At 44.2% G+C, this 25908-nt stretch carries 23 protein-coding genes; 15 read left to right on the top strand and 8 right to left on the bottom strand.

Annotation, left to right across the window (positions count from 1 at the left end):
• Window positions 1-14 precede the first annotated feature (14 nt).
• The 8 genes from puuR to R7E51_RS02650 all read left to right on the top strand — a co-directional run bounded on the left by puuR (window position 15) and on the right by R7E51_RS02650 (window position 9996).
• Window positions 15-572, top strand: a complete 558-nt coding sequence (gene puuR / locus R7E51_RS02685; RefSeq protein ID WP_005377813.1) for an HTH-type transcriptional regulator PuuR — start codon at window positions 15-17, stop codon at window positions 570-572.
• 35 nt (window positions 573-607) lie between these two features.
• Entirely contained in the window at window positions 608-2092 is a 1485-nt protein-coding gene (locus tag R7E51_RS02680; RefSeq protein WP_206957285.1) for an aldehyde dehydrogenase, read from the top strand.
• Window positions 2093-2129: 37 nt separating this feature from the next.
• Entirely contained in the window at window positions 2130-3407 is a 1278-nt protein-coding gene (locus R7E51_RS02675; RefSeq protein WP_206957283.1) for an NAD(P)/FAD-dependent oxidoreductase, read from the top strand.
• Between the two features lie 17 nt (window positions 3408-3424).
• Entirely contained in the window at window positions 3425-4291 is an 867-nt protein-coding gene (gene aguB, locus R7E51_RS02670) for an N-carbamoylputrescine amidase (RefSeq protein WP_029803666.1), read from the top strand.
• Between the two features lie 12 nt (window positions 4292-4303).
• Complete coding sequence (gene aguA / locus R7E51_RS02665) at window positions 4304-5386, top strand: agmatine deiminase (protein WP_025508957.1); 1083 nt, start codon at window positions 4304-4306, stop codon at window positions 5384-5386.
• 54 nt (window positions 5387-5440) lie between these two features.
• The gene (locus R7E51_RS02660; protein WP_054574098.1) at window positions 5441-6868 is read left to right on the top strand and encodes an NAD-dependent succinate-semialdehyde dehydrogenase; all 1428 of its coding nucleotides are present in this window, start codon (window positions 5441-5443) and stop codon (window positions 6866-6868) included.
• A gap of 14 nt (window positions 6869-6882) precedes the next feature.
• Window positions 6883-8154, top strand: coding sequence for a 4-aminobutyrate--2-oxoglutarate transaminase (gabT, locus tag R7E51_RS02655; RefSeq protein WP_206957281.1), 1272 nt, complete (start codon window positions 6883-6885; stop codon window positions 8152-8154).
• Window positions 8155-8673: 519 nt separating this feature from the next.
• Window positions 8674-9996, top strand: coding sequence for an EAL domain-containing protein (locus tag R7E51_RS02650; RefSeq protein ID WP_206957405.1), 1323 nt, complete (start codon window positions 8674-8676; stop codon window positions 9994-9996).
• A 132-nt stretch (window positions 9997-10128) separates the two neighbouring features.
• Here R7E51_RS02650 and R7E51_RS02645 read toward each other — a convergent pair whose 3' ends face one another.
• The gene (locus R7E51_RS02645) at window positions 10129-11016 is read right to left on the bottom strand and encodes a DMT family transporter (protein ID WP_005385740.1); all 888 of its coding nucleotides are present in this window, start codon (window positions 11014-11016) and stop codon (window positions 10129-10131) included.
• Between the two features lie 110 nt (window positions 11017-11126).
• Here R7E51_RS02645 and R7E51_RS02640 point away from each other — a divergent pair, with 110 nt between their 5' ends.
• From R7E51_RS02640 to R7E51_RS02625, 4 genes are all read left to right on the top strand, one after another.
• Window positions 11127-11609 (top strand): MarR family winged helix-turn-helix transcriptional regulator, encoded by a 483-nt coding sequence (locus R7E51_RS02640; protein ID WP_017633984.1) that lies wholly within the window; start codon window positions 11127-11129, stop codon window positions 11607-11609.
• Between the two features lie 23 nt (window positions 11610-11632).
• Entirely contained in the window at window positions 11633-11986 is a 354-nt protein-coding gene (locus R7E51_RS02635) for an MmcQ/YjbR family DNA-binding protein (protein WP_017633985.1), read from the top strand.
• 119 nt (window positions 11987-12105) lie between these two features.
• Window positions 12106-12540: an Mpo1 family 2-hydroxy fatty acid dioxygenase gene (locus R7E51_RS02630; protein ID WP_005377800.1), complete on the top strand. Its 435-nt coding sequence runs from the start codon at window positions 12106-12108 to the stop codon at window positions 12538-12540.
• A gap of 202 nt (window positions 12541-12742) precedes the next feature.
• Window positions 12743-13054 (top strand): hypothetical protein, encoded by a 312-nt coding sequence (locus R7E51_RS02625; RefSeq protein ID WP_005377799.1) that lies wholly within the window; start codon window positions 12743-12745, stop codon window positions 13052-13054.
• 146 nt (window positions 13055-13200) lie between these two features.
• Here the strand turns inward: R7E51_RS02625 and R7E51_RS02620 are convergent, their stop codons facing one another.
• From R7E51_RS02620 to metA, 7 genes are all read right to left on the bottom strand, one after another.
• Window positions 13201-14292 (bottom strand): sulfate ABC transporter permease, encoded by a 1092-nt coding sequence (locus R7E51_RS02620; protein WP_206957279.1) that lies wholly within the window; start codon window positions 14290-14292, stop codon window positions 13201-13203.
• Window position 14293: 1 nt separating this feature from the next.
• Entirely contained in the window at window positions 14294-14770 is a 477-nt protein-coding gene (locus R7E51_RS02615) for a hypothetical protein (protein WP_017633987.1), read from the bottom strand.
• Between the two features lie 9 nt (window positions 14771-14779).
• The gene (locus R7E51_RS02610; protein ID WP_017820926.1) at window positions 14780-17956 is read right to left on the bottom strand and encodes a response regulator; all 3177 of its coding nucleotides are present in this window, start codon (window positions 17954-17956) and stop codon (window positions 14780-14782) included.
• Window positions 17957-18112: 156 nt separating this feature from the next.
• The gene (locus tag R7E51_RS02605; protein WP_017820927.1) at window positions 18113-20269 is read right to left on the bottom strand and encodes a GGDEF domain-containing phosphodiesterase; all 2157 of its coding nucleotides are present in this window, start codon (window positions 20267-20269) and stop codon (window positions 18113-18115) included.
• A complete protein-coding gene (locus R7E51_RS02600) occupies window positions 20269-21198 on the bottom strand; it encodes a phosphate/phosphite/phosphonate ABC transporter substrate-binding protein (RefSeq protein WP_017633990.1) in 930 nt (309 codons plus the stop codon). The genes R7E51_RS02605 and R7E51_RS02600 overlap by 1 nt, the downstream gene beginning before the upstream one ends.
• A 266-nt stretch (window positions 21199-21464) precedes the next feature.
• Window positions 21465-22190 carry a type IV pilus biogenesis/stability protein PilW gene (gene pilW, locus R7E51_RS02595; RefSeq protein WP_017820928.1) on the bottom strand — a complete coding sequence of 242 codons (726 nt, stop codon included), beginning with the start codon at window positions 22188-22190 and terminating at the stop codon, window positions 21465-21467.
• Between the two features lie 179 nt (window positions 22191-22369).
• A complete protein-coding gene (metA, locus tag R7E51_RS02590) occupies window positions 22370-23311 on the bottom strand; it encodes a homoserine O-acetyltransferase MetA (protein WP_005377792.1) in 942 nt (313 codons plus the stop codon).
• 340 nt (window positions 23312-23651) lie between these two features.
• Between metA and R7E51_RS02585 the strand changes: the two genes are divergently transcribed.
• The 3 genes from R7E51_RS02585 to R7E51_RS02575 all read left to right on the top strand — a co-directional run bounded on the left by R7E51_RS02585 (window position 23652) and on the right by R7E51_RS02575 (window position 25868).
• Window positions 23652-24038 carry a hypothetical protein gene (locus R7E51_RS02585; protein ID WP_017820929.1) on the top strand — a complete coding sequence of 129 codons (387 nt, stop codon included), beginning with the start codon at window positions 23652-23654 and terminating at the stop codon, window positions 24036-24038.
• Between the two features lie 123 nt (window positions 24039-24161).
• Window positions 24162-24497 (top strand): DMT family transporter, encoded by a 336-nt coding sequence (locus R7E51_RS02580; protein ID WP_069593657.1) that lies wholly within the window; start codon window positions 24162-24164, stop codon window positions 24495-24497.
• 420 nt (window positions 24498-24917) lie between these two features.
• A complete protein-coding gene (locus R7E51_RS02575) occupies window positions 24918-25868 on the top strand; it encodes an LpxL/LpxP family Kdo(2)-lipid IV(A) lauroyl/palmitoleoyl acyltransferase (protein ID WP_053303308.1) in 951 nt (316 codons plus the stop codon).
• Window positions 25869-25908 lie beyond the last annotated feature (40 nt).

The following is a 25908-nucleotide window of genomic DNA, read 5'->3' as shown; positions in this document are numbered from 1 at the left end:
TTGGAGCTGTATGAATGGACAATCAAGAGATTGGTAAAAATATTGTTCAGTTACGAAAAAAACATGGATTGTCACAAAGGGAACTAGCCGAGCGCGCTGGTATTACCCACAGTGCAATCTCATCCATTGAAAATGGCAAAGTGAGCCCGTCGGTCAGCTCACTACAAAAAATCGTTAATGTATTTTCTTTATCGTTATCAGAGTTTTTCACTTTTGAACAACCTTCGAACGATGAAGTGAAAGTAGTCATCAAGCCGTCAGATCTTGTGGAAATCGGGAGCGAGACGGTGTCCATGAAACTGGTAACGAATGGTGACAAAGATCAAGTCATCGGATTCTTGATCGAGGAATATGCACCTTATGGAACCACTGGTGCGGCAGAAATCAAACACGAAGGCGAAGAGATTGGCACCGTATTAGAGGGTGAAATCACTCTGGAATATAAAGGGCAATCTCATGTCATAACAGCGGGCGAGTCGTACATTATTGATACGACGAAGCCCCATCGATTTACTAATCACACAGACAAGGCTTGTCGAATGATAAGTGCGCATACGCCAACCACATTTTAGTGGGGGCTTGCCTTGTGTGATCACAAGGAGAGCGTATGAAAACCCAAGAGCAATGGATTGAACTAAAAAACAATCTAAACATCGAAAACAGGGCGTACATTAACGGTGAATACAGTGCCGCTTTAACAGGGCAAACCATCCCGGTAGTTAACCCAGCAACAGATGAGATATTCACCGAAATCGCCCGTTGCCAAAATGAAGATGTTGATCTCGCGGTTTCATACGCTCGCCAAGCATTTCGATCCGGTCAGTGGAGCGAGAGCAGCCCAGCTCATCGCAAAGCAGTGCTTAAACAGTTTGCTGACTTGATTGATCAACACCAAGAAGAATTGGCTCTGCTAGAAACGCTTGATACCGGTAAGCCTATCTCTCACAGCTTCTCTACCGATATTCCTGGTGCGGCGAGTGCATTACGCTGGTATGCAGAAGCTATCGACAAAGTGTACGGAGAAGTTGCCCCAACGGAAAAAGACGTACATGCCTTTATTTCCCATCAGCCAATTGGCGTGGTCGCTGCGGTTGTGCCGTGGAACTTCCCCCTTTGGCTTGCGTGCTGGAAGCTTGGTCCTGCTTTAGCCGCTGGTAACAGCGTGATTCTAAAACCGTCAGAAAAATCTTCTCTCACCGCGATATTTCTAGGTCAACTTGCTTCTCAAGCGGGCTTACCAACAGGCGTTTTCCAAGTCGTTACGGGTTTTGGTCATGAAGCTGGCGACGCGCTGGCGAAACACCAAGACGTAGACTGCATCGCCTTCACAGGCTCGACGCGCATTGCAGGCCAACTGATGGTCAGATCGGGTGAGAGCAACCTAAAGCGCGTGTTTGCAGAAGCGGGCGGCAAGAACGCGAACATCGTGTTTGAAGATTGTGATGATTTAGACCGCGCAGCAGCAGACACCGCTGCAGGGTGTTTTTACAACCAAGGTGAGGTGTGCGTCGCGGCAACCCGCCTGCTTGTTCACGAAAGCATCAAAGAGCAGTTTATAGAAAAAGTTATTCAAGCGTCGAAAGCGTTCACGCCAAAAGACCCAATGGACCCAAGTTCATCCATGGGCGCGCTTATCGACCAAGATCATAAATCAAAAGTGTTGGAATACATCTCGTTAGGTGAATCAGAAGGTGCAAACGTACGTTGTGGCGGCGATGTCGATGGGCAGGGAGCATTTGTTTCCCCAACCATTTTAGACAACGTCGACAACAAGATGCGTGTCGCCCAAGAGGAAATTTTTGGTCCGGTGCTGTGTGTCATTCCATTCAAAGATGAAGCGCAAGCAATTGAGATCGCTAACGATTCGAAGTACGGCTTAGGTGCTGCACTTTGGAGTAGCAATATCAACCGTGTTCATCGCGTAGCAAAACGACTGCAAGCCGGCTCGGTTTGGGTCAACAACTACAACGAAGGTGATATGACGGTCCCATTTGGTGGATTCAAAATGAGCGGAAATGGTCGAGACAAGTCTCTCCACGCGATTGAAAAATTCACCGAAACCAAAACCACTTGGATTCGCCTCCATTCTTAAGCCTGCTGACGATTACGATAAATAAAGGAATAGTTCTATGAACAAGCATACGGATTCGTTCTACGCGCACTCTGTGCCAAACATGCCGGAATACCCACAACTGCAAGACAACATCGAGTGCGATGTGTGTGTAGTCGGTGCGGGATTTTCTGGTCTTTCTTCTGCGCTGCACCTTGCAGAAAAAGGTTTTAAAGTCGTTGTGTTAGAGAGCGCAAAAGTGGGCTTTGGGGCAACTGGTCGTAACGGTGGCCAAATCGTTAACAGCTACAGCCGAGATGTTGACGTGATTGAAAGCCGTTACGACCAAAACCAAGCCAAAGCTCTGTGCGATATGATTTTTGAAGGCGGCGATATCATCCGTGGCCTGATTGACAAATATGACATCAACTGCGATTACAAGCAAGGCGGCTTGTTCACGGCACTGAATAGTAAACAACTCAAAGGGCTAGAAGAACATAAAAAGAACTGGGAGCGTTACGGCAACGACCAACTGACTCTGCTTGACGCAGGAGAGGTAGAACAAGCGGTAGGTACGAAAGTGTACACTGGCGGTTTGCTGGATATGCGTGGTGGTCATATTCACCCGCTGAAATTGGCATTAGGTGAAGCCGCTGCGTTCATTTCTCTAGGTGGTCAAATCTTTGAGCAGTCGGCGGTCGTGTCGATTGATAAAGGGATGAACCCAGTAGTTAAAACGGCGCAAGGCAGCGTGAAGAGCAAGTACGTGGTACTAGCAGGTAACGCCTACCTTGGTGGTTTGGCACCAAACATCAGCAACAAAGCGATCCCGTGCGGCACACAAGTGGTTGCGACTCAGCCTTTGAGTTATGAGCAGTTAAAACAAGTGCTGACCAGTGACTACTGCGTTGAAGATTGTAACTACTTGCTTGACTACTTCCGCTTAACCGCCGACAAGCGTTTGTTATTCGGAGGTGGCGTGGTTTACGGCGCACGTGACCCAGAAAACATTGAAGCATTGATTCGTCCGAAGATGGAGAAAGTCTTCCCACAATTGAAAGGCATCAAGATTGATTACACCTGGACGGGTAACTTCTTGCTGACTTACTCACGCATGCCGCAATTTGGCTCGTTTGCAGACAACATTTATTACCTACAAGGCTACAGCGGTCACGGTGTAACGTGTACTCACCTAGCAGGTAAGTTGTTGGCTGAAACCTTGACTGGACACGCAGAACGTTTCGATGCGTTTGCTGCTCTAAAACATTACTCCTTCCCGGGTGGCCGCCACTTCCAAATTCCGTTTACGGCAATGGGCGCGGCTTACTACAACCTACGTGACAAACTGGCGATTTAAGAGATAAGGAATATCCAATGAGCAAAGTAGTGAAATTTGCAGCCCTTCAACTGACGAAAAGCTGGGATCTGGAAGAAAATCTAGCTAAAGCCAAAAAGGCGATTCGTGAAGCAGCACAAAACGGTGCGAACGTGATTCTTCCTCAAGAGCTGTTCGCAGCACCTTACTTCTGCAAAAAACAAGAAGCGAAGTATTTCGAGCTTGCGGAAGAAACGGAGAATTGTCGTCTTATTAAAGAGATGAGTGCGTTGGCGAAAGAACTCGGCGTTGTTATTCCTGTTAGCTACTTTGAAAAAGCGGGCAACACGTTTTTTAACTCGCTAGTGATGATAGATGCCGATGGCACGGTATTAGATAACTACCGCAAGTCGCATATTCCTGATGGCCCGGGCTACAGCGAAAAGTACTATTTTAGCCCTGGCGATACCGGTTTCAAAGTGTGGCAAACCAAGTTCGGTAAGTTCGGTGCTGGCATTTGTTGGGACCAATGGTTTCCAGAGCTTGCGCGCAGCTTGGCTCTGCACGGCGCGGAAGCGATTTTCTATCCAACTGCAATCGGTTCTGAGCCTCAAGATCCAACGTTGGACTCGCGTGATCACTGGCAACGTACAATGCAAGGTCACTCGGCAGCAAACCTCGTTCCAGTGATTGCGTCAAACCGAGTGGGTATTGAAGTCGATGATGGTATCGAGACCACGTTCTACGGCTCTTCTTTTATCACTGACCACACTGGTGCAAAAATTGCCGAAGCACCACGTGAAGGTGAAACCATCATTTACGCAGAAATCGATCTCGCTGCGACAGCGAAAGCGCGTCACGCGTGGGGCTTGTTCCGCGACCGTCGTCCAGACCTTTACACCAGCGTTGGCAAACTAGCTGTTTAAAGAGGCGTTAAAATGAAGTTATCGACAACACCAGCGCAAGATGGCTTCTATTTTCCGGCTGAGTTTCAGCCGGTTAGTGAAGTTTGGCTAGCGTGGCCAGAAAGGAAAGACAACTGGCGTGATGACGCATTACCCGCGCAAGAAACCTTTGCCAGAATCGCGAACTTAATCGCGGAAGTGACCAAGGTGTGCGTGGCGGTATGCTCGCACAACTTTGACCGAGCGCGTCAAATGCTTCACTCAGATGTACGTTTGGTGGAAATCCCATTTAACGATGCGTGGATGCGAGACATCGGGCCGACCGTGCTTGTGAATCAGGCGGGTGAGCGCCGTGGGATTAGTTGGCAATTTAACGCGTGGGGCGGCGAATACAACGGGCTTTACGATAACTGGCAGCAGGACGATCTTGTCGCTGGCTCGGTGTGCGACATCATCGGTATTGATTATTACCGCGCACCGTTTGTACTTGAAGGTGGGGCGATTCACACCGATGGTGAGGGCACGCTTTACACCACAGAAGAGTGCTTACTCAGCCCGGGACGTAATCCGCAGTTGAGCAAAGCGCAAATCGAAGAGCAGTTAAAGGCGTATCTCGGTATCGAAAAAGTCATTTGGTTGCCAAATGGTTTATTCAATGACGAAACAGACGGCCATGTTGACAACCTGATGCACGTCATTGCACCGGGTAAGGTGGTACTGAGTTGGACCGATGACCCAAGCGATCCGCAATACGCGTTGTCTCGTCAAGCGGAACAAGTACTGAAATCTCAGCACGATGCGAAAGGGCGCGAGATTGAAATTGTCCGTTTGCCATTACCAGGTCCGTTGCATTACAGCGAGCGCGAAGCCAATGGCATTGACGCCAGTTCAGGAATGAGTCGACAAGCAGGCGAACGCCTAAGTGCCTCTTATGCGAACTTTCTTATCGTCAACGGACATGTGTTCTTACCAATGTTGGATGAAGACACCGACGCTATTGCGATCGATATTTTGCAAAACGCGATGCCGGAATACCAAATCATCGCGATACCGTCGAGAGAGGTTCTACTCGGCGGAGGGAACATTCACTGCATTACGCAGCAGATCCCCGCTTAAACACAAGCTCGCCGCTGGCTCAGCGGCGATGATGAGTTGTCAAAAGGAATGACCATGCAACAGATACAAAACCAAAGCCTTGTTTCGTTTATGGTAGCGAATCCACAACAGGGCATTGCAGTGACTAATCCGGCGACCGGAGAACTCCTCGGGTACGCACCAGTTTCAACCGAAAACGACATTTTAAATGGCATTGAACGTGCCAGTGTGGCGCAGAAAGAGTGGGCGGCACTGCCAGCAAAAATGCGTGCTGGCATGCTCAATCGTTGGTTCCAACTCCTGTTAGAAAACAAAGTCGACCTTGGCCGTTTGATGACGTTAGAGCAAGGTAAGCCGCTAGCGGAAGCTCAAGGTGAAGTGCTTTACGGCGCGAGCTTTATCGAATGGTTTGCTGAAGAAGCGAAGCGTACCTACGGTGAGACGATTCCTGCGCCAAGTGCGGACAAGCGTTTGGTGACCATCAAACAGCCAATTGGTGTCGCCTGTGCGATTACACCTTGGAACTTCCCAATTGCGATGATCACGCGCAAAGCAGGGCCAGCTTTAGCAGCAGGCTGTAGCTTTGTGGTAAAACCATCTGAATCTACGCCGCTGTCTGCGTTTGCGGTTGCAGAGCTTGCCTATCAAGCGGGTATCCCACGCGATGTGCTGCAAGTGGTATTGGGGGAAAACTCCCGTCAGGTCGGTGCTATCTTCACTTCACACCCGTTGATTCGTAAGTTGTCTTTCACTGGCTCTACTCAAGTCGGTAGCGTGCTGATGCAGCAAAGCGCGGCTGACATCAAACGTACCTCAATGGAGCTCGGTGGCAACGCGCCATTTATCGTATTCGATGATGCGGATATTGATGCAGCTGTGGCAGGCGCGATGGCGTCGAAATTCCGTAACGCAGGTCAAACGTGTGTTTGTGCGAACCGTTTCTATGTACACAGCAAAGTGTATGACGAATTCGTTGCTAAGTTTGACGCTGCGGTTCAGCAGCTCAAAGTTGGTAACGGATTGGAAGAGGGGGTCAACATTGGTCCAGTGATCAGCGAGTCAGCGAAGCAAGGCATTCAGACGCTTATTGATGGTGCTATCGAGCAAGGCGCGAAGCCGGTTTCAGAGCTTAAAAAGCTCGATGGTCTATTTATGCAGCCAGTGGTTCTCAAAGACGTTACTCACGACATGAAGATTGTTTCCGAGGAAATCTTTGGCCCTGTCGCGCCAGTGATTCGTTTTGACAGCGACGAACAGCTAGTCGAAATGGCGAACGACACCATCTACGGTCTCGCGTCGTACTTCTACAGCCAAAACATTCACCGTGTTTGGAAAATCGCAGAAGCGCTCGAATACGGCATGGTCGGCATTAACGAAGGTATGATCTCTACTGAAGTGGCTCCTTTCGGTGGTGTTAAGCAGTCCGGTATCGGACGTGAAGGAGCAAAACAAGGTATCGATGAATACATGGACGTGAAATATCTCTGCTTTGGCGGCAACTAATTAAGGACAAAACAATGACAAACCAACAACTACACGAAAGAAGAAGCCAAGTTATCGCTCAAGGCATGGGCGCACTGTACCCACTTTACGTCGAGAAAGCAGAAAACGCTTACGTATGGGATATCGAAGGCAACAAATACATCGACTTTGCAGCGGGTATCGCGGTGACTAACACCGGGCATTCTCACAAACGTATCAGTGAAGCGGTAAAAGCTCAGTTGGACAACTTCTCGCACACGTGTGCGATGGTTACGCCATACGCGTCATTCGTAGAGCTGGCTGAAAAGCTGACAGAACTTGCACCAGGTGAGACTAAGAAGAAAGCGATCTTTCTAACCACTGGCGCCGAGGCGGTCGAAAATGCCGTAAAAGTGGCACGCGCTCATACAGGCCGTAGCGGCGTGATAGCGTTTAAAGGCGGCTTTCACGGTCGCACAAATATGACGATGGGGTTAACTGGTAAAGTTGCGCCGTACAAAGCGGGCTTTGGCCCTTTCCCGAACGAAATCTACCACGCGCCGTACCCAAATGCGTTCCACGGCATCAGCGTTGAGCAAAGCTTACAAGCGATCGACGATCTATTTGCTTGCGATATTGAACCTTCACGCGTTGCGGCGATTATCTTCGAGCCAGTGCAAGGCGAGGGCGGCTTCTACAAAGCACCTGAAGCGTTTGCACAAGGCTTGCGTCAGCTGTGTGATAAGCACGGTATCATGCTGATTGCCGATGAAATCCAAACAGGGTTTGCCCGTACCGGTAAAATGTTTGCGACGGAGTACCTAGGCATTGAACCCGATCTAATGACAATGGCGAAAGGCATTGCTGGTGGTTTCCCAATCTCAGCTGTTGTTGGTAAAGCGGATGTAATGGACTCCGCACTGCCTGGTGGTTTAGGTGGTACTTATGCAGGCTCGCCACTCGGTTGTGTTGCTGGTCTTGAAGTGCTGAAAATCATCGAAGAAGAAGATTTGTGTGCTAAAGCGATGGGCATCGGTGAAGTGGTCAATGCACGTATGACCAAACTGCAACAATCTGTGCCTGCTATTGGTGAAATCCGTACTACGGGTGCGATGATGGCGATTGAATTTACTGACCCAGAATCAGGTAAGCCGCTACAAGAGATGACCAAATCGGTGATTTCTAAAGCGCAAGAAAATGGTCTTATCCTGCTTTCTTGTGGGGTAAAAGCGAACGTGATTCGTCTGTTACCTCCACTGACCATCGAATCTGACGTGCTAAATGAAGGCCTAGATAAGTTGGAAAAAGTGATTCTTGAAGTGGCGTAATTCACGCACTTTTAAATAGCAATAACAAATAAAGGAAGCGGTTGGCATCAATCGTTTCCTTTTTGTTTTTTAGCGTATCTGCTGCCTATCTAAAAAGTATTGCTCAAGATCCAAGTTGTCACTTTTATTACGGATGACTTAACAGTTGGGCTCGTTCTTACTTTTCACTTAGTCGCTACTTTGTTCTCCTCGAATGTGGTTTGGTGCTCACATTCTAAATCCCGACATCTGAAAGCCACTTGAGTCTATAATTTTATTGAGCGTCATTCCTCACTTTTTGGACTATAAAAATGAGATAGTATTCATATCCCACTTAGGTTGCTTGACAGATTAGCAGGACGAACTTTGATAACAAAGAATACAAAGTATGCCATTTTACTCGGCTTAGTTCCCATCGCCATATTTGTAGTGGCCTTTCATTCGATAACCAACTTTTACGTCAACTCGGTAAAAGCGTCGAAAATAGATGCTTACGTAGATTATTTAAATCAAAGGTCTGCCTATTTGGACGGAGCAATAGTGAAGCAGATTGCTCAGTTAGATTTTACTTGTAGTGATAGTGATGTAAGAACTTTACGCGACCCACGTTTTTATAACCGTTACATTCGTTTTATTGCGATGACCACAGAAGGCGGAAAAACGTGTTCCACGGTTGGTAGTGAAGTGTCTCGCCCATCTAGTAGTGAACGATTTCAGATGGATGAAAACTTTTTCGCATCACTTATTTTGCCGCAACAGAATGACCAAATAGAGTGGATGGTCATTTATGATAATGAACACGTTGAAGTCTTCTGGGTACTTGATAACAGTTGGGTTAACGAGGTAATAAAAACGCCTTGCAAAGACTGCCTATTTGTAGAGTTTAAGTATGATGAACCAATATTTGGTGATTTAACGATAAGCCGTGGCAAAGCGAATATTGCAGGAGAAGAAAACGCACTCTCAAAAGAGTTTTTCTTTTCAGGAGAGTCTCAAGCCAACATGCTCATCAAGATATTCAGCGGTGAAAAACTTAAAAATTATGCTCAGGAAAGAGTACTTTTGTGGGGCGGTCTTGTAAGTGTGCTTGCAGGTCTTGTGACTGCCTTTGCATACATATCTGGTAAAAGCTTGAGAAAATCCATTACAGGTCTAATTGAAAATGGGATTAGTAATGCAGAATTTATTCCTTACTACCAGGCGATTGTCGATAGTCGCGATGGTAAGACAGTAGGATATGAAGCTCTGATTCGATGGTCGCGACGTGATGGAATGGTGCCACCAAATATGTTTATTGGTGCTGCAGAAGAAAGTGGCCTGATTATTCCGATGACGAATCAGCTTATTCGTAAAATCATACAAGACTTAAGTGACTTACCCGAGCATACGTGGGTCAGTATCAATATTGTTTCCTCCCATTTAGAGTCAGGTGTATTAACGAAGTTGCTGTCGGAGTTAAATTGGCCAATCTCGAATAGAATTCATTTTGAATTGACCGAGAGAATACCAGTAAAAGACACTGAGGCCGCGAAAAAAGAGATTTTGTATTTAACGAATAAAGGCTACAAGTTCAAAATTGACGATTTTGGTACCGGATATGGTGGCTTTTCTTACCTACAAGATTTGGGCATCCGGTGTGTAAAAGTGGATAAGATGTTCATTGATCCAATAGGATCTGACGACCAAAAGTTGAAAGTGCTGGACTCAATTGTGTCTGCAGCGAACAAAGCGGAATGTGAGATGATTGCAGAAGGTGTAGAGAGCCAGGCTCAAGTCGAATACCTGGCTCAGCATGCGATTTACCTTATTCAAGGTTATGTTTACGCTAAACCAGAGCCCCTGACTAACCTTGCAAGCGCTTAACAGCCATAATGTCAAAACGTACCGTTTTAAAGGTGTCAGTTGCCTAGGTTAGCGCTGATTTCTGCTGATGGGGTTACACTTGAGGATTCCTAACACTCTCATTACTTCTAGAGTGTTAGGAATTAACGTTACTTAGGAGGAGAGTGCGGCTCTTTTCGTTTTGATTGACGTAATGAGCTGAGGTAGTAATGACATTACGATCATTCCTAGCATTAAGCTGTATTGCAGAGGAGTGAACGTTTCCCCCAATAGCAGTAGGCCCGAAACAATGCCTGCGACAGGGTTTGCAATACCACCAAAGGTAAAATCTACGACCGACATCCGCTGTAATAACCATACATACATGCCATACCCTAATGCAGTGTTCAGAATAATTACCCACAGTAACCCTAGAATATTCGTCATGGATACGTCCTGAACGACCGTAACATATGGCTCTGGATTGTTTATCGCCAGCACACTTGTTGCGATAGACATAATCACGCCACCCAAAATGAGCTGCCATGTTAGCACTGTCCACCAGTGCATTTTTGTACCTAGTGACTTTGTTACGCTACTTCCTATCACGATGCACATAATGGCGGAGATCATCGCAAGTAAGCCCACGGGTTCGAGAGAAATAGAGCTAGGATCAAATAAGAACCAAGCTAAAGTAATCAAAGTTGCGCCGCTTATCGCTTGAATGCCACTAGGCTGACGTTTGTAGACCGCCCAACCAAACAGCATCGCAAAAACGGGGACCGAAACCATACCAACACCAGAGATGGCAGAAGGAAGCGTCAACGCCATGACAAAAATGAGACCAAAGAAGCAAGCGATGTTGATGGTTCCTAAAACAAGCAGCACTTTCCACTCACTTCTTTTTGGAAACGAGGGCTTTATTGCCAGCAACAAAAGACCCGCAGGCAGTGCCCTTAGAGCACCAAGTAAAACGGGAGGCCAGTCCGGTAGAGTAAACTGAGTAACAGCGTAAGTCGTCCCCCAAAAAAAGGCAGGAATCATCGCAAGTAAAATGTTCATGTTAAATATCTTTATGTAGAGATAATTAAATGTAACGATATCGGCAAGGTGGCTTTTTGTAAAGTATCTTTATGTTAAAATAAAAAATATATGATGTTTGGAGAGAAATAATGGATGCAATTGATAGAGTGGTAGAGCAGTGGGCGAGGGAGAAGCCAGACCTCGACACTGAACCGATGGCAATAATGGGTCGACTAATGCGAATTGCAAAACACATGGAATCTAGGGTCGCCGAGCTACATAAGAAGTACGATCTGAAAATGGGTGAATTTGATGTGTTAGCGACACTGCGTCGAGCTGGTTCACCATATTGTCTTACTCCCTCAGCGTTAATAGAGTCGATGATGCTCACTTCGGGTGCGATGACTAATCGCTTAGATAAACTAGAGAAGAAAGGGTTTATTACCAGAACCCATAGCAAAGAAGACCGACGTAGCGTCACCGTTGAACTAACAGAGCAAGGCTTAACCTTAATTGACAAGCTAATTTTGGAGCATGTAGACGTTCAGCAATCGTTATTGCATGGTTTAGAAGGCAATGAAAAAGAGCAGGTTAACCAGGCGTTAAAATTGCTATTGCCACAATTTGAATGAGAACGCAGAAGGAGGCAGGGGATATGAAAAGCAAAGAACTAGAACAATACTTAAGTACCTTCATGTGTGCAGAAAGCGATTTCCCATTTGGGCCTGAAGCGCTTGTTTACAAAATCAAAGGCAAGATGTTTGCCATCATTGCAGAGAGAAACGGTCGGGAGTATGTCAGCGTAAAAGTAAAACCAGAAGATGGAGAAGTCTTAACGTCGCAGTTTACGGATATTATCCCGGGTTATCACTTAAATAAGCGTCATTGGATAACGGTTTATTTTAACGGTGATGTCGAGGATGGGTTGATTCAAGACTTGTGTGAACGCTCTTATGCTCTTGTCGTTGCCAAGCTGCCGAAAGCACAACGAGCGTTGCTTGGTGAGTAATCGGCAACGCACTGGCCTCTGTTGTCTTGTCGCTCGTTGCTCGTAGCCTTTACGGAAAAATTCGCACCTTTTTCATCCTCGGGCTATATAAGAATAAGAAGGTGGAAAAGGGGAATGATATGCGAGCATTATCTGAATGGCTAAAAGAATATGGTGAGAGTCACCAAAACCCTATCAACCAAAAGATTCACACAATCGCAGTTCCAGGTATTTACCTTTCTGTGGTTGGACTTATTTGGTCGATTCCCCAGATTTCATTATTAGGCTTCGAACTTAATTGGGTTTGGGTAGCGGTGATCCCCACTTGGGTTTTCTATTTTCGTTTGTCTCTGAGCGTATTCATGATGATGATCGGCTACACATTAGCGTGCATTGGCCTTATTTGGTCTCTAGAGGTATTGATGTTGCCCGTTCTGCATATTTCTATGCTTTTGTTTGGCGTATTGTGGATATTGCAATTTATCGGTCACAAGATTGAAGGTAAAAAACCGTCGTTTTTTGAGGATTTACAGTTTCTACTCATCGGCCCGATTTGGGTGTTCAGAAAACACTAGCGATAAGCAAAATCAGGCATCATCCGAATGACACAAGACATATAACGTTCAGAGATTATGTAGCTCTTACTACAGAATACCTCTCCTTCTTATTGCCACGACAAGCATTCACTTTAGATACGCACTATGATTAAAGAGGTGCCAACGCACTTTACGCTATCGAGATGCTTAAACTTACGGCAAGTTTACTTTAGGGGGATGAATGTACGACCGACAATATAAATATGCCTATTGGAGAGAAGAGCGTAAAAAAGGCAAATGGCACTATATATTAAAGTCCTTCTTTATGATTTGTTGTGCATTACTGCTTGGTAAAGTCATCGGTTTGTTCATTTTTGGAGAGCTGCATTCTTTAAGCGACATTTGGGAACAACTCCCTGCGGATGTTTTTATTATGATGCTCGTGGGCTTCCCAATTAGTGTCCTTGGTTGGTACCACGAAGAGTCAAAGTTTTTCCGGGCACTGCGACGCAAAGAAAAGCGGTTAAAAGGCAATCAAAACAAACCGAAATAGAGTAACCTTTGTCTCTGTTTGGATTGCCACTTACCTATCTGATCGATTCTATCCCTTCCAGTCGTTTAGCGTTTAGTTACGTGTTGCAAAAAGCCTTCTTAATACAACAGCCCCCAGTGTTGTGGAAATTGGTACTGTAAGAAACATTAAAAAACGAAGTTGAGCATTAGCGTATAAAGGCTCGCACTGTCATCCTTTGGGGCTGATGAAAACGCGCCAGAGCTATTATTGTAGGCGTTGAACCTTTGCCATTCTGCATTCAGGGAAACGTTGTAATCTAGGTCGTATCTCAACCCGAGTAAGAAACTGTCTCCACTTTTTTTATCCCGACTATTAAACTGCTGACCGTAAACAATATAAGGAGTCAGCTTGTTTAAATTATAACTTGTTGTCGCGTACCAAGATGAGGAAAGATTGCTGGTCTGTCCTTCTGCCATAATCACAATGTTATCGAGCTCGTATCTTAACCCTAGAGAAAACAGATCGATCGTGTTGTTTTTTTCTGTTTCAACTAGACGGTCAATGATTGTGGTTCCGCCACCGGGAGTGGACTGCTCAATGTTAGAGAGCGTCGTTGTTTGATCATAATCGCCGTGGAGGTAGGAAAAATTCCAACGATAGCTCTCTCCGCTTAGCGTTAAGTTCATCCCTACAGTATTGTTTGACTCAATTTCCAATTCAGTACGTTCATTGATGGTTACGTCACTATTGTCTTTAAACCCGACAAACGGCATGGCGGTAAGTACGACTTGCTCATTGAGGTCATGAATCCAGCGTGCAGATAGGCCGTTATAAGCCGTGATACCTAGAATGCTGTCATATACCTCATTCGGTGGGCGGGCTTGGGTAAAAGCGTGGCCGACATAGTTGTACTCAGACATCAAAAACAGTGGCAGTCTTAAGCGTCCTCCTCGTATTTCTATGTTTTGATAGGTATAAGCCAAATACGCCCACTCGAGCTGAGGCGAGCTCCAATGGTCTTGCGGGCGCTTTACGACTTGTGCGGATGCCCGAAATGCCTTGTGAAAATAATCGAGCTGCATGCCGAAAGTGGTATCGCAATCGAAACAAGATTCATCGCCAATAAAGCGGTTAACTAGTACCGTAGTTGGGTTATCGGATTTTGCCCACGAAGTAGAGCCAAAACCACTTAAAGAAAGTTGTTCTGTTAGTTCAATCGTGGCTGAGCTCGGAAAGGTCGCGATACTCAGCGATAACATGGTTAAATATTTTTTCATATCAATTCTCCGAGCTAACCACACATAAAACATGAGCATTACTAGGGACGCTCGATGTTGGGGCATAACCAATTCTATTCGGCTTCTCTTGCATCCATGCTATGAGGTCATCAATGCTGGAGCGTGCAATCACTTTTGGCGGTCTAGCTTTACCAGAAAAAGACAAGCTTGCCCAATGCGCGTTCATTTGCGCTAAATTTTTGTTGAGAAGATAACGATAGAACTCAGCTCTTTCTGTTGATGTCGCAGGCCAGTCAGAGAGTTCAATTCGCTGGCCTTGTAAAAGTTGCGTCTTCCCTCTGTACAACTTTCGCGCTTTATTGACAGTGAGCGGAGAGAATTCGTCATTAAATGAGAAAACGGCGTAGCTCTCTGCAGCGAGAGCTTGGCAATTTAATGAAAGAAGGGCAATCAGAATAAACAGATAGCGTTTTATGTAACGCAAAGGAAAAGCAACGCGAGAATGATTTCTACTCATAGAATCCACCTACATTGCTTGTTCTATTTGATATAACAGTTTTTCTTTGCGCACAGGCTTTGGTACGTAGGCATCCATTCCTGAATCAAAGCAGCGCTGGATGTCATCATCTACGACGCTTGCTGTTAATGCGATAATGGGCGTCTTAGCTAATCCTTTACTCGCTTCATAAGCTCTAATTTGCCTAGAAGCTTCAAACCCATCCATTATGGGCATCATGCAATCCATCAAAATAACATCAAACTTTCCATCTTTTTGGAACATTTCGACTGCAATTTGTCCGTTTTCTGCGACTTCGAATTGATAGCCTGCTTTAGATAGCAATAGAGAAGCCACTTTCTGGTTCACTCTATTATCTTCGACAAGCAAGATACGTTCGGAGCGAATAGGCGTTACCGTTGCTTCTGGTTGCTCTGAACTCGCAGGTAGTTTATGAGTTTTATCGGGAGTAGTATTCTCTTGGTGTGGTTCAGCAGGCGTCGTGTTGGAAACACGTAACCCAATTGCCTTATCTAACTTCTCTTTAAGCAACCCTGCTTTAAACGGTTTGGGCACATAGTCATCCATTCCAACGTCAAAGCATTTTTGTATATCGTCATCGACCACACTTGCCGTTAGAGCAATAATCGGAATTCTGAAAGCGCGTTTTTCTTTTACTTCTATTTGACGAATTATTTGGGTGGCTTCAAATCCATCCATTACGGGCATCATACAGTCCATTAAAATTAGGCTGTATTGATTCTGTTGAAATTTCTCAACCGCTTCTTGTCCGTTTACTGCGACATCAAAGTCGAAGCCAGCTTTTGTGACGTGTAGCCCCGCGATTTTTTGATTGACCGTATTGTCATCAACGACCAAAATTTTCGGCAAAGATTTAACATGTTGCGCTGAAGTGCTCTCTTGTTGTGCGTGCGAGAAATTTGCCGCACAACTTTCAAGTGCTTTAATTAAGCGCTGCCCTAGTAGTGGCTGAGTGACCAAGGCGCTGATACTGTTTCTAAAGTCGAATTGTGGGCTATGAAGGTGCTTGATGAGGCAGACACGAATGTTTCGTTTACAAAGGCTTTCTATCTCATCGATATGCATCGCCGCTGCATTTGGTGATGCTTCTACATGAATAACGATAACGCGCTCGTTATCAATCCACGTTGGCAACGCACTTAAGGTATCTACTGACTGCGTTATATTGATGTTGAAAAAACTTAACTCGTTACGCAGTTTTTGTTCTAGTTGAGTACTGCTGCATACAATCCATATGTCGTTGTGATTCAGAGCGTGATAAGCGTTAAACTCTTGCGTCACAACAGGAGCAGTTAGTTCAAAGAAGAAGCGACTGCCTTTACCTTTCTCGGATTCAAGTTGAATTTCTCCACCCATTAGCTCAACTAATTGCGTGCTAATGGCAAGCCCAAGTCCAGTTCCCCCAAATTGTCGGGTAGTAGAGTTATCCTCTTGGGCAAATGGAGCAAATATTTTCTTTTGCTGCTGGGCATCAATACCAATCCCAGAATCTTTAACGGAAAACTCGATGACCGCTTCACCATTTTTTATTTCGCGGGTGATGACCGATAGCTCTACACTGCCTTGTTCGGTAAATTTTACCGCGTTAGACATGAAGTTCATGACAACTTGGCGTATACGATGGTCATCCAACATTACGTGGTAAGGCGTGTTACGGCTAATGTTGACTTGCACATCGATGCCTTTTTCCTTTGCTTTCGGTGAAATGATAGAAGCAATGTCATAGATAGACTCTCGAACACAAGTTGAATGTGGGCTAATGAGCAACATCCCAGATTCAATTTTTGAGAAGTCTAGAACGTCATTAATTAAACTCAAAAGCAGTTGGGAGGAGGTTTCAATCGTGTCGACGTAATCGCGTTGTGTGGCAGTCAGGGAAGTATCGGATAAGACTTCAGAGATGCCAATAACGCCATTTAGCGGCGTGCGGATCTCGTGGGACATGTTGGCCAAAAAGCTACTTTTGGCTTTACTCGCCTTAATTGCATCATCTTTTGCTTGTTCTGCATCTTCTTTAGCTTGTGTGAGCTTTAGTCTGGACAACATCCGCTCATCACTAAGCTTTTTTACCTCTCGAGCAAACTTACTCAGCTCGTCTTTACCCTTTATTAGTTGAGCAAGAGGTGAATTTTCAGTGTTACTTTGTTCATTGCTTTCGTTACTGAGAAATTTGAGGACTAGATTCAAGTTTCCAGTAACTTTTCGCACCAATCTTAGCGTTAAACTTACGACCAACAGCGTTAAAAGGCTCATCATTGCGATAAAGGTAAAGCGGTGCTGTGTCGTCGTGTTGATTGTCTTTGATATATCATCACTCAGCTGCTGTTCCATTTTGTCGTCAACACTTTGTAATAACGATAAGCGTTTGTTGAGTGCAGATAACCCCGCATCAATCTCATCCGGGGTTAATGATTTGAGTTGAGCTGGTTGCAATAAATAAGCACGAAACTCTTGGCTTTTGATAAAGACTTCACCCGTAAACGTCTCAATGAGCAGATCTACTTGTTGTTGATTGGCATTTAGCGTCACAAAACGCTCTAGAAATAGTTGTTGGTTCTGGATTAAAGATTGGATAGAAGCCTGTGTTGTGAGGTCATACTCGTTATTTTCCTCTGAAGATCGAATCAAATATTCGCTTAATCTATGCTCTTCAGTGGACCAAAACATCAACCATTCAAGTTGCATCAAAGAAGAAAGGTGAGTGTTTGTTTCATAACTCACATTTCTAAAATAGACTTTGTCTAAGCTCATGAGGATTTCTTTGAACGTATCAGCGCGCCACTCTGCCGCATCTAACTTTTCTTCTTGATTTTGCGAAGAGAGCATCGAGAGGGTTGCTTCCTCAAAGCTTGTCAACTGGTTTAGTATCTCAGCGTTTTCACCGAATACTGGTGCTGCAGTGTCGCGTAACAATTGAGATATCTGCTGAGTTTTTAGTTGCTTATCTATTACATCAGGGTTATTCGGTAGGTGATAAAGCGAAGATACGCGGTCTATGTAGACAGAGAATAACTGTGCTTTTTGTAGTTCCTGAGCCTGGATAGAAAGGCTTTGTACATGTTTACCCGCGAGGACAAGCAACAATAAAATTGGCAGCAAAACCAACCCAAATAGCTTTTGTTTTACCGACAGGTTGTTCCAAGAAAAGATTCCTACCACGCGCATTTCCATATCCAAGAAGTTGATATGAAAAGTGTAGTTTATTTATCTCAGATGTTAGATTTTAAGAGAAAATTCATATTAATGAGGTGGGGGAAGTGTGACCGATATTGCATTACGAGTACTAACGCGCTAAGCGGCAATAGTTAACAAAACGGCGTTCTAAGCAAAGTGATTGACGATTTGAGCGTCACTCCCTCGTTGGTATTCAAATGCAATCAATTCCTCGGCAGGTACAGGTCTACCTAAGAAAAAACCTTGTACGACGTCACAGTGGAGAGACTCCATTCGTGTGAGTTGAGTTTGAGTTTCTACGCCTTCGGCTACTACTTTCATTCTTAGGTTGTGAGCCATGGATACAATCGCGCGAACTAATGAATCGTCTTGATCGCTTTTTCGGATTTGAGCGATAAATGAACGATCAATCTTGAGCCCGTCAAAAGCCATATGTTGTAGGTAGGCAAGGGCTGAATACCCCGTACCAAAGTCATCTAGCCAAACTTCCACTCCGATACTTTGTAGTTTTTTAAGCACATATTGAGCTTTCTCTGTATCATCAATAAAAAGTGACTCTGTCACTTCAACATGAATGGTTTGAGGGGCGACATCATGTCGTCGTAAATACTTAGAAAATAATTGACTTAAATCTTGGCGATAGATTTGTCTTGGGGACAAGTTTAGTGCAATGTGAAAATCAGTACCGAAATGTTCTGCCCACATTGCCCGCTGAGCAACTGCCGTCTTAATGATATGTTCTCCAAGCTCCAATATTAAATCACTTTGTTCTGCGATCGGGATAAACGATTCTGGACTGATATAACCTTTCTCGGGATGATTCCACCTAACCAATGCTTCGACCCCAATTAGGCGATAGGTTTTTAGATCAAATTGTGGTTGATACCACAGCTCGAATTGAGACAAGTCACGTACTGAACGACGCAGTTCTCGTTCTATGTATAAACGTTGTTTAATCGTTTCATCAAACGTGGAATCGTATATCGTCATAATGTCTTTACCGCGTCTTTTAGATTCCTGCGCCGCAAGAGAGGAAAGCTGTAAAAGAGACTCAGCGTTTGAACCAAATTCTGGATACACAGCAATTCCGAGGCTTGCCGTAATTTGAATATCGTTCTCTTCCAAACTAAAGGGAGAGAGTAGTTGGCGATGAATATCGTTCGCTTTTTCTCTAGCTTCATGATTGTCCGAGCACGGAAAGGCCAGTACAAATTCATCCGCACCTACTCGACTTACGATGGTAGAAAGGCGGTAAAGCGGCTTAAAATAACTCGGCAAACGGCCTTGAAGCTCTGAGGCAAGATGGCCTAGCAATTTATCCCCAATGTTATGTCCATAGTTATCGTTAATGTGCTTAAAGTCATCCAAGTCAATAAACACAACCGCGAGTGAGGGGGATTTGTGGTCAGTTATTTGCGTTTGAATATCAATGAGTAACTTTTCTCGGTTTGGCAGGGAAGTCAGAATATCGTGGTACGCCATGAACTCAACTCGGCTGGTGTATCGGTTCACTTTGTTTGACATTTTGTTGTACGCCGAAATAAGTTCTCCCACTTCATCTTTGCTTTGTATGTCGGTGACTGGCAGCGCTTGGGTATTTGACTCTGAAAATTGATCTTTTAGTTGCTTGAGTGGCTTAGTTAACGACCGCCCCAAAGCATAAGCGATGATGCTACCGAATAGAACGGATATCCCACTGATCGTTAGCAGCAAGTTAAACATCTTCTGTTTATCGTTTGAGGTAATCGCTTGGACTTGTTCAATGTTCTGTTCTTTCTCTTCCAGTAGATGTATCAAGTTAAGCTCAAGATATACCGCCCCAAGAGTAATGTTTGATTGCTGAATCGGCGCTGCGATCTCCAACTGATGCTTGGAAAAGGAAACGAGAGTTCTGGATTCTTCTATTGCTTTCAAAATAAAAGGAGAGCGGTCATGAGGTTGGGCAAACATCCTTAGCTGAGTAGTGCCGTCGTGAAAGATTAGCCCTTCATTGTCAACAACATGTATTTTCGAGACATCTGGCTGGCTCAATGTTGCCTTAATTTGCTCATACGCTTGACTGATATTGTCTGTATAGAGTGGATCAAAAAGCTGTTTTGATAATAGCTCTGCATAAACCAACCCTTTTTGCTTAACGTAAGATTCTGTTTTTTCTTGAGAGTTGTTCGTGATTTGTTGAGTTAAGCTATTTGAATACGCATCGTAACCGTGCATGTATAACGCAAGATTTATCACCACAACAAACAAGACAACGAACATTGTCGAGCAAATGTATTTGGTTTCGAGTGAGAGCTTTTGAAACATCAATCCACCTTCGGTAATAAGTGAACTGACTTGCGCACTGTACTTAAGGAGGCTCGCATTTCTGGAGTAAGCGCGCTGAATTTTTTGGTGTTCTGAAACTTTTTAAGTGCGAGAGAGCCTTCGTGAGTTGTATCCATATCAAGCAGTATGGACGTGATTTTACGCTGTTGCTCTAGGCTCATGCTTGGAGAAGCGAGAATCAAATCCCTGGGTATTTCAACAGAACGAGAAAAAATCGCTAGTTTGTCTTTCATGTTCTCTGGCAAATCTTTGGGATTGTTCCAGTTGAAGTTACTGAATGCTCCTGCTGCAACTCTCTGTTTATATACCCATACAGATAGGTTGATTTCATTTGACTGAGCGAGTTGCTCATCAAGGAATAAATAACCAATGCTGTCTTTGGCCGGTTTGTCATCAGGAGAGGGAAGGTATTGCAGTTTTTCTCCGTGGTTCAGCAATGTAATCGCAGGTAGGTAATAGCTGCTGGTAGACGTGCGCTTTTCGAAAACAAGCGTTTTTCCGCGCAGGTCAGAAAGTGACTCAATGCCACTCTCTTTATTAGTAAAGAACACCGTATGATATTTTTGCAGGCCTTTTTTCCATCGTATAGCAAGAACTTGGCTATTAGACTCCTTTTCTAAGGTCATCGCATTAAAGGGGGTCGCCGTTGCAATTTGAACGGTGCCATTTTCAAGCGCAACCGCGAGCTGACGATAATTTTTAAATACCTTTACTGCCCCTTTTGCGTAACCATATTCAGACATATTTTCAGTTACATACTGAGTAAGGGGCGTCGCTTTTTTGATTTTGCTTTGGGCTTTATTGGACACAATGCCAAACGTGAATGTTTTCTCAATATTTTCTTGTGCACTGACAACAAAAGGTGAACTCAGCAAAGTGAGTAATAACAGAGTGCAGGCAGGTTTCATCCGGCTTCAACTTCCTTCTGGTCATGTCAGTAATATTTAGTATTTATCAATGTGCCGAAATCAATCTTAAAAACAGTATGATGTACAAATTTCGTTGTGTGCGCACTTTTTATAATGTGACTTGGTCACTTATTCCGTTCAAATAGTACCGAATTTGACGTTTATGTACAGGATGAATGTATCACCGTGAGTCTGAATTCACTGGATTCTTGGTCAAGCGCTGTATTGGCTGTGAGCTAATGCGCCTTATGTATCGCTATTTTGTACTAAGAAAATTTTTCCAATTGTTTTTGATACTTTTTCTCGAGAGCTTCATTGCCTGCCGCACGTTCAAGTTGAATCATGAGTTGCAAAGAGGGCTTCTTCACGCCATACATTTGATTGAATCTCATTAATCGAATTCTAGCTTCAGTATAATCACCGCTATCAATTTCTATTTTAGCGAGTTGCAAAATCGATTTTGGTCTATGAGGGTCATGATCGATAGCTCTAGTAAAGTAGTATCTCGCTTTGTCTTTATCTTGTGATTTTAGCGCACAAAAAGCTGCATTCTCATAGCTTGCTGGAATAAGGTAGTAATAAGGCTGCTCAATGGCTCGATTAAACATCTGATCGGCTTTTTCGAAGTCACCTCGCTTGCAAAGAAAAGTACCGTAGTTATTGAGCACATTTCCGTTTTTAGTGTGTTGGCGTAGAGAGCGTTTATACATCTGTTCGGCTTTAATATCTTCACCAACCGTTTCGTAGTAGTGAGCCATAGATAATTGCGCGCGATAGTATTGAGGTGCGTGGTTTAAGGCTTGTTGTAAGTTATCATGCGCGCGAATCATGTTACCGCCGTCTAAATAACCTAAGCCAAGTGCGATACGTGATTCTGCCATTGCCACAGGATCGGCTTTAACGACAGGGCTTCCATCTTCTTTCACCGTCACGCAACCCACGAGTGCAAACTGAGACAATAATATTAGTGCACCGAGCTTTGCTGTTTTCATTCTTTATCCCTACATCCCTGAATCTTTCTGCATGATATGAATTACTTAGCAAAAACCTATTGAGGAAAAAACACTATGCGATCAGGTTTGCAAACTGTTATGAAAAAGCCGCCATATGGCGGCTTGGTTCACATATTACATTTCGGTAATGATGAGTGCTTTGTTTGCTTATTTTGAAGCTAATCGTCTTTAGTGAAAGCATCTTCACTGAAGTGATCGAGATCGTACGGTGTTTGCTGATAAACACAGTAGTTCAGCCAGTTTAAAAAGAGGAGGTGTCCATGGCTTCTCCAGCTTGCAATTGGTGGGTTATCTGGGTTGTTGTTTGGGTAATAGTTGACAGGAATAGCGGGCTCCATACCTTCGCTTAAATCTCGGATATATTCATTATGTAAGGTGTGAGAATCATACTCAGGGTGTCCTGTGACAAAGACATTGCGTTTGTCTTTTGTGGTGGCCAAGTACACACCTGCGACATCCGATGTCGCTAAAATGTCTAAGTCAGTATGCTCTTCTAGAAAGTGAGGCGAAAAATCTGCGTAACGCGAGTGAGGAGCCAAAAACGTGTCATCAAATCCGCGTAAGATAGGGTGAAACTGATGATGGATTTGATGATGATACACGCCTGAAAGTTTTTCTTTACGCGTTTTTTTAGGTAGATCGTAGAGTAGCTTTAACCCTGCTTGCGCAGCCCAGCAAACATAAAGAGTGGATGTCACATGATCTTTTGCCCACTCCATGATGGTTTTGAGATGATCCCAATAAATGACATCTTCAAATTGCACCAAACCTAATGGAGCCCCAGTAATGATCATGCCATCGAAGTTTTTATCTCGCACCATTTCAAATTGGCGATAAAACGTGTCTAAATGTTCAGTTGGCGTATTTTTACTCGGGCGGTTATCAATGCGCAGTAATTCGACGTTAACCTGTAGTGGGCTGTTTGAGAGTAGACGCAGAAACTGAGTTTCAGTCTCTATTTTTTTTGGCATCAGATTAAGGATCAGCACTCTTAAAGGACGTATTTCCTGACTCGCTGCACGCGTTTCACTCATCACGAAGATGTTTTCTGTCCTTAATACATCGGTAGCTGGTAATTGATCTGGAATTCTAATTGGCACGACTTTCTCTCCCTAAGCATAGTCAATCTAGACGTCTATACTTCTAAAGCTAACTTAATTAAGTTTAGATGTCGATACGAAATCCGACTTTTCAATCTACTCTTTACATTATGGTAAACCGTACTCGGGGTTGTCACACAATTGTGACTAAAGCAGAGTTTCTGATGAGATAGGTTTGAAACGCAGTGTGTACTATTTGCTGGTAATTATGCGATCACGTTAATATGTGAAGGTGACTTCGTAGTAAGGAAGTCTCAAATTAATGAGCCATACTAAAAACAATCAGCTCACCATTTTGCATTAATGTGCATGTTTGGAAACATCGTCAGTGGAGGACATTATGTTCGGTATTTTCAAGAGAAAGACAAAGATTCAGAGCATCGCTCAAGAAGTTCCTTGCGTGCTACTGCATTCGTTTGGTGATAAAGGCATTTATACGCCGGAAGAGATTGATCAAGCTCTTCAAAAGCTGGGTTATGATAAGAGCAAGGATATCAGTCATTATCAGTATGCGTATGGAATGTTTGCCGATGAAGCCTCTTACGAGCTCCTAGAACTAACGGATGAGCTAGGTAATTATGGTCATTTCCAACGTGAAGTAGGTAAGATGCTACTCAATACACCTGAGCCGATTGATATGCATATCTACTTTGAAATTTCTCGTCAGCACCAAAACGTCAGCCTTTCACCTGGTCATCAAAAAGTAAGCGAAAGTGATGGTGTGTAAACATCGTTAGTGGTATTCCATCGTGAGATGAGTTGGGTATAATGCGCGGCCTAATTATCCGGACATGTTGTCGGTTACATTTCTGTTGAGCGTTAATGCCTTATGTTCAAAATGCTTGTCTCTATGCCACCAATGTTGGCGCTGTCGATAGCGATTGTATGTGAAGTGATTGCCACTTCTTATATTCCCAAAACAGAGCAATTTACGAAAGTAATGCCGAGCACAGTCGTTTTGATTGGTTACGGCATCGCTTTCTTCTTGCTTTCCGTCACAGTGCAAACAATGCCTGTCGGGGTTGTTTATGCCATATGGAGTGGTGCTGGGATCGTTTTGGTTGCGACGGTTGGTTACTTTGTTTACGGACAGCGTCTAGACTTACCAGCCCTAGTTGGTATTGGGTTTATCATCGCAGGTGTGTTGATCGTAAATTTATTATCCAAAACAGTAGGGCACGAATAACGCCACTCTACTTGTTAAGTGAATAAGAAGCCGCAGCGAGAAATTGCTGCGGCTTTTTAGTACAAATTCAATCGCTAATGGCGAGTATTGATATGACGTCTTATTGTTGTATTCATAACGGTCGCATTATGTGATTGAAAAATAGACATTATTTAGCGCATTGAAAATACAAAGTTATGTTTCTTCAAACTTTAGGAAAGGGCAGTAGATAAATCACTCCGATAGATGTTAACGTGGCGACTCATCTTTACTGCTTTTTCATTCCCTACATATTTCTGCAAAGTTCTTATTGTGTAGTGTGTCGAAGAACCATAGAATCCGCGCGCTTTAATTTATGTTATTAGCGTTATCAATGATAAAAGTGCAGTCCATTATCATTGTTTTTATCACTTATAGATGGGCACATCTGACAATACTTACATGAACAAATACAAAAAGCCTGCTTTCAAGGCCGAATTTCTTTTGCCTCGTTACTGGGGAACGTTAATTATCATTAGCGTGATGTACTTACTTAGCCTCCTTCCTTTTAAAGTTCAACTAGCTTTGGGACGCAACATTGGTCGTTTAGCTATGCGATTCATGAGAAAACGTCAAGTTACGATCAGACGCAATCTTGAGCTTTGCTTCCCTCATATGGAAAAATGCCAACGCGAAGCAATTCTAAAAGACAACATCGACAATACTGGCATCGCACTTTTTGAGACCGCAATGGCATGGTTTTGGTCAGATAAACGGGTAAACAAACACGTCACGATAAAAGGCATGGAGCATCTAGAGGCTTTAGAGAAGTCAGGCAAAGGTGCATTAATGTTGGCCGTACACTCAATGAATCTAGAGTTAGGTGCTCGAGCTTTTGGCATTAAAAAGTCTGGAACCGGTGTTTATCGCCCAAACAATAATCCGTGCTTTGATTATTTTCAGTATAAGGGACGCTCTCGCTCTAATCGTACACTGATTGATCGTAAAAACGTCAAAGCCATGCTTGAATCACTTAAAACGGGTGAGCGGGTTTGGTATGCACCGGACCACGATTATGGTAACCGACGCTCGACATTTGCACCGTTATTTGCCGTTAAAAATGCTTGTACTACGACAGGTACAAGTTTGTTGGTTGATTCTACAGATTGCGCCATTGTGCCTTTTACGATGGTAAGAGGAAAAGACGGACACTATACCCTAACCATTAGTGCGCCCGTCGAAGGTTTCCCGAAAGAGGATCATCAACGCGCCGCCGCATTCGTGAATCAAATAGTTGAAACATCAATCATGGCAAGTCCGAGCCAGTATATGTGGCTTCATCGTCGGTTTAAAACTAGACCAGAGGGTGAGGACTGTTTGTACAAGCCTAGGCTCATCCCTAGCTTGGCATAACACATAGATAGCCTACAAAAAGCCCAAGGAACATACGAAC

Origin of the sequence: Vibrio sp. Vb1166 (assembly GCF_033338695.1) — a bacterium.
GTDB classification, from domain to species: Bacteria; Pseudomonadota; Gammaproteobacteria; order Enterobacterales; family Vibrionaceae; genus Vibrio; species Vibrio alginolyticus.
This window is presented reverse-complemented; position numbering and strand designations above follow the sequence as displayed.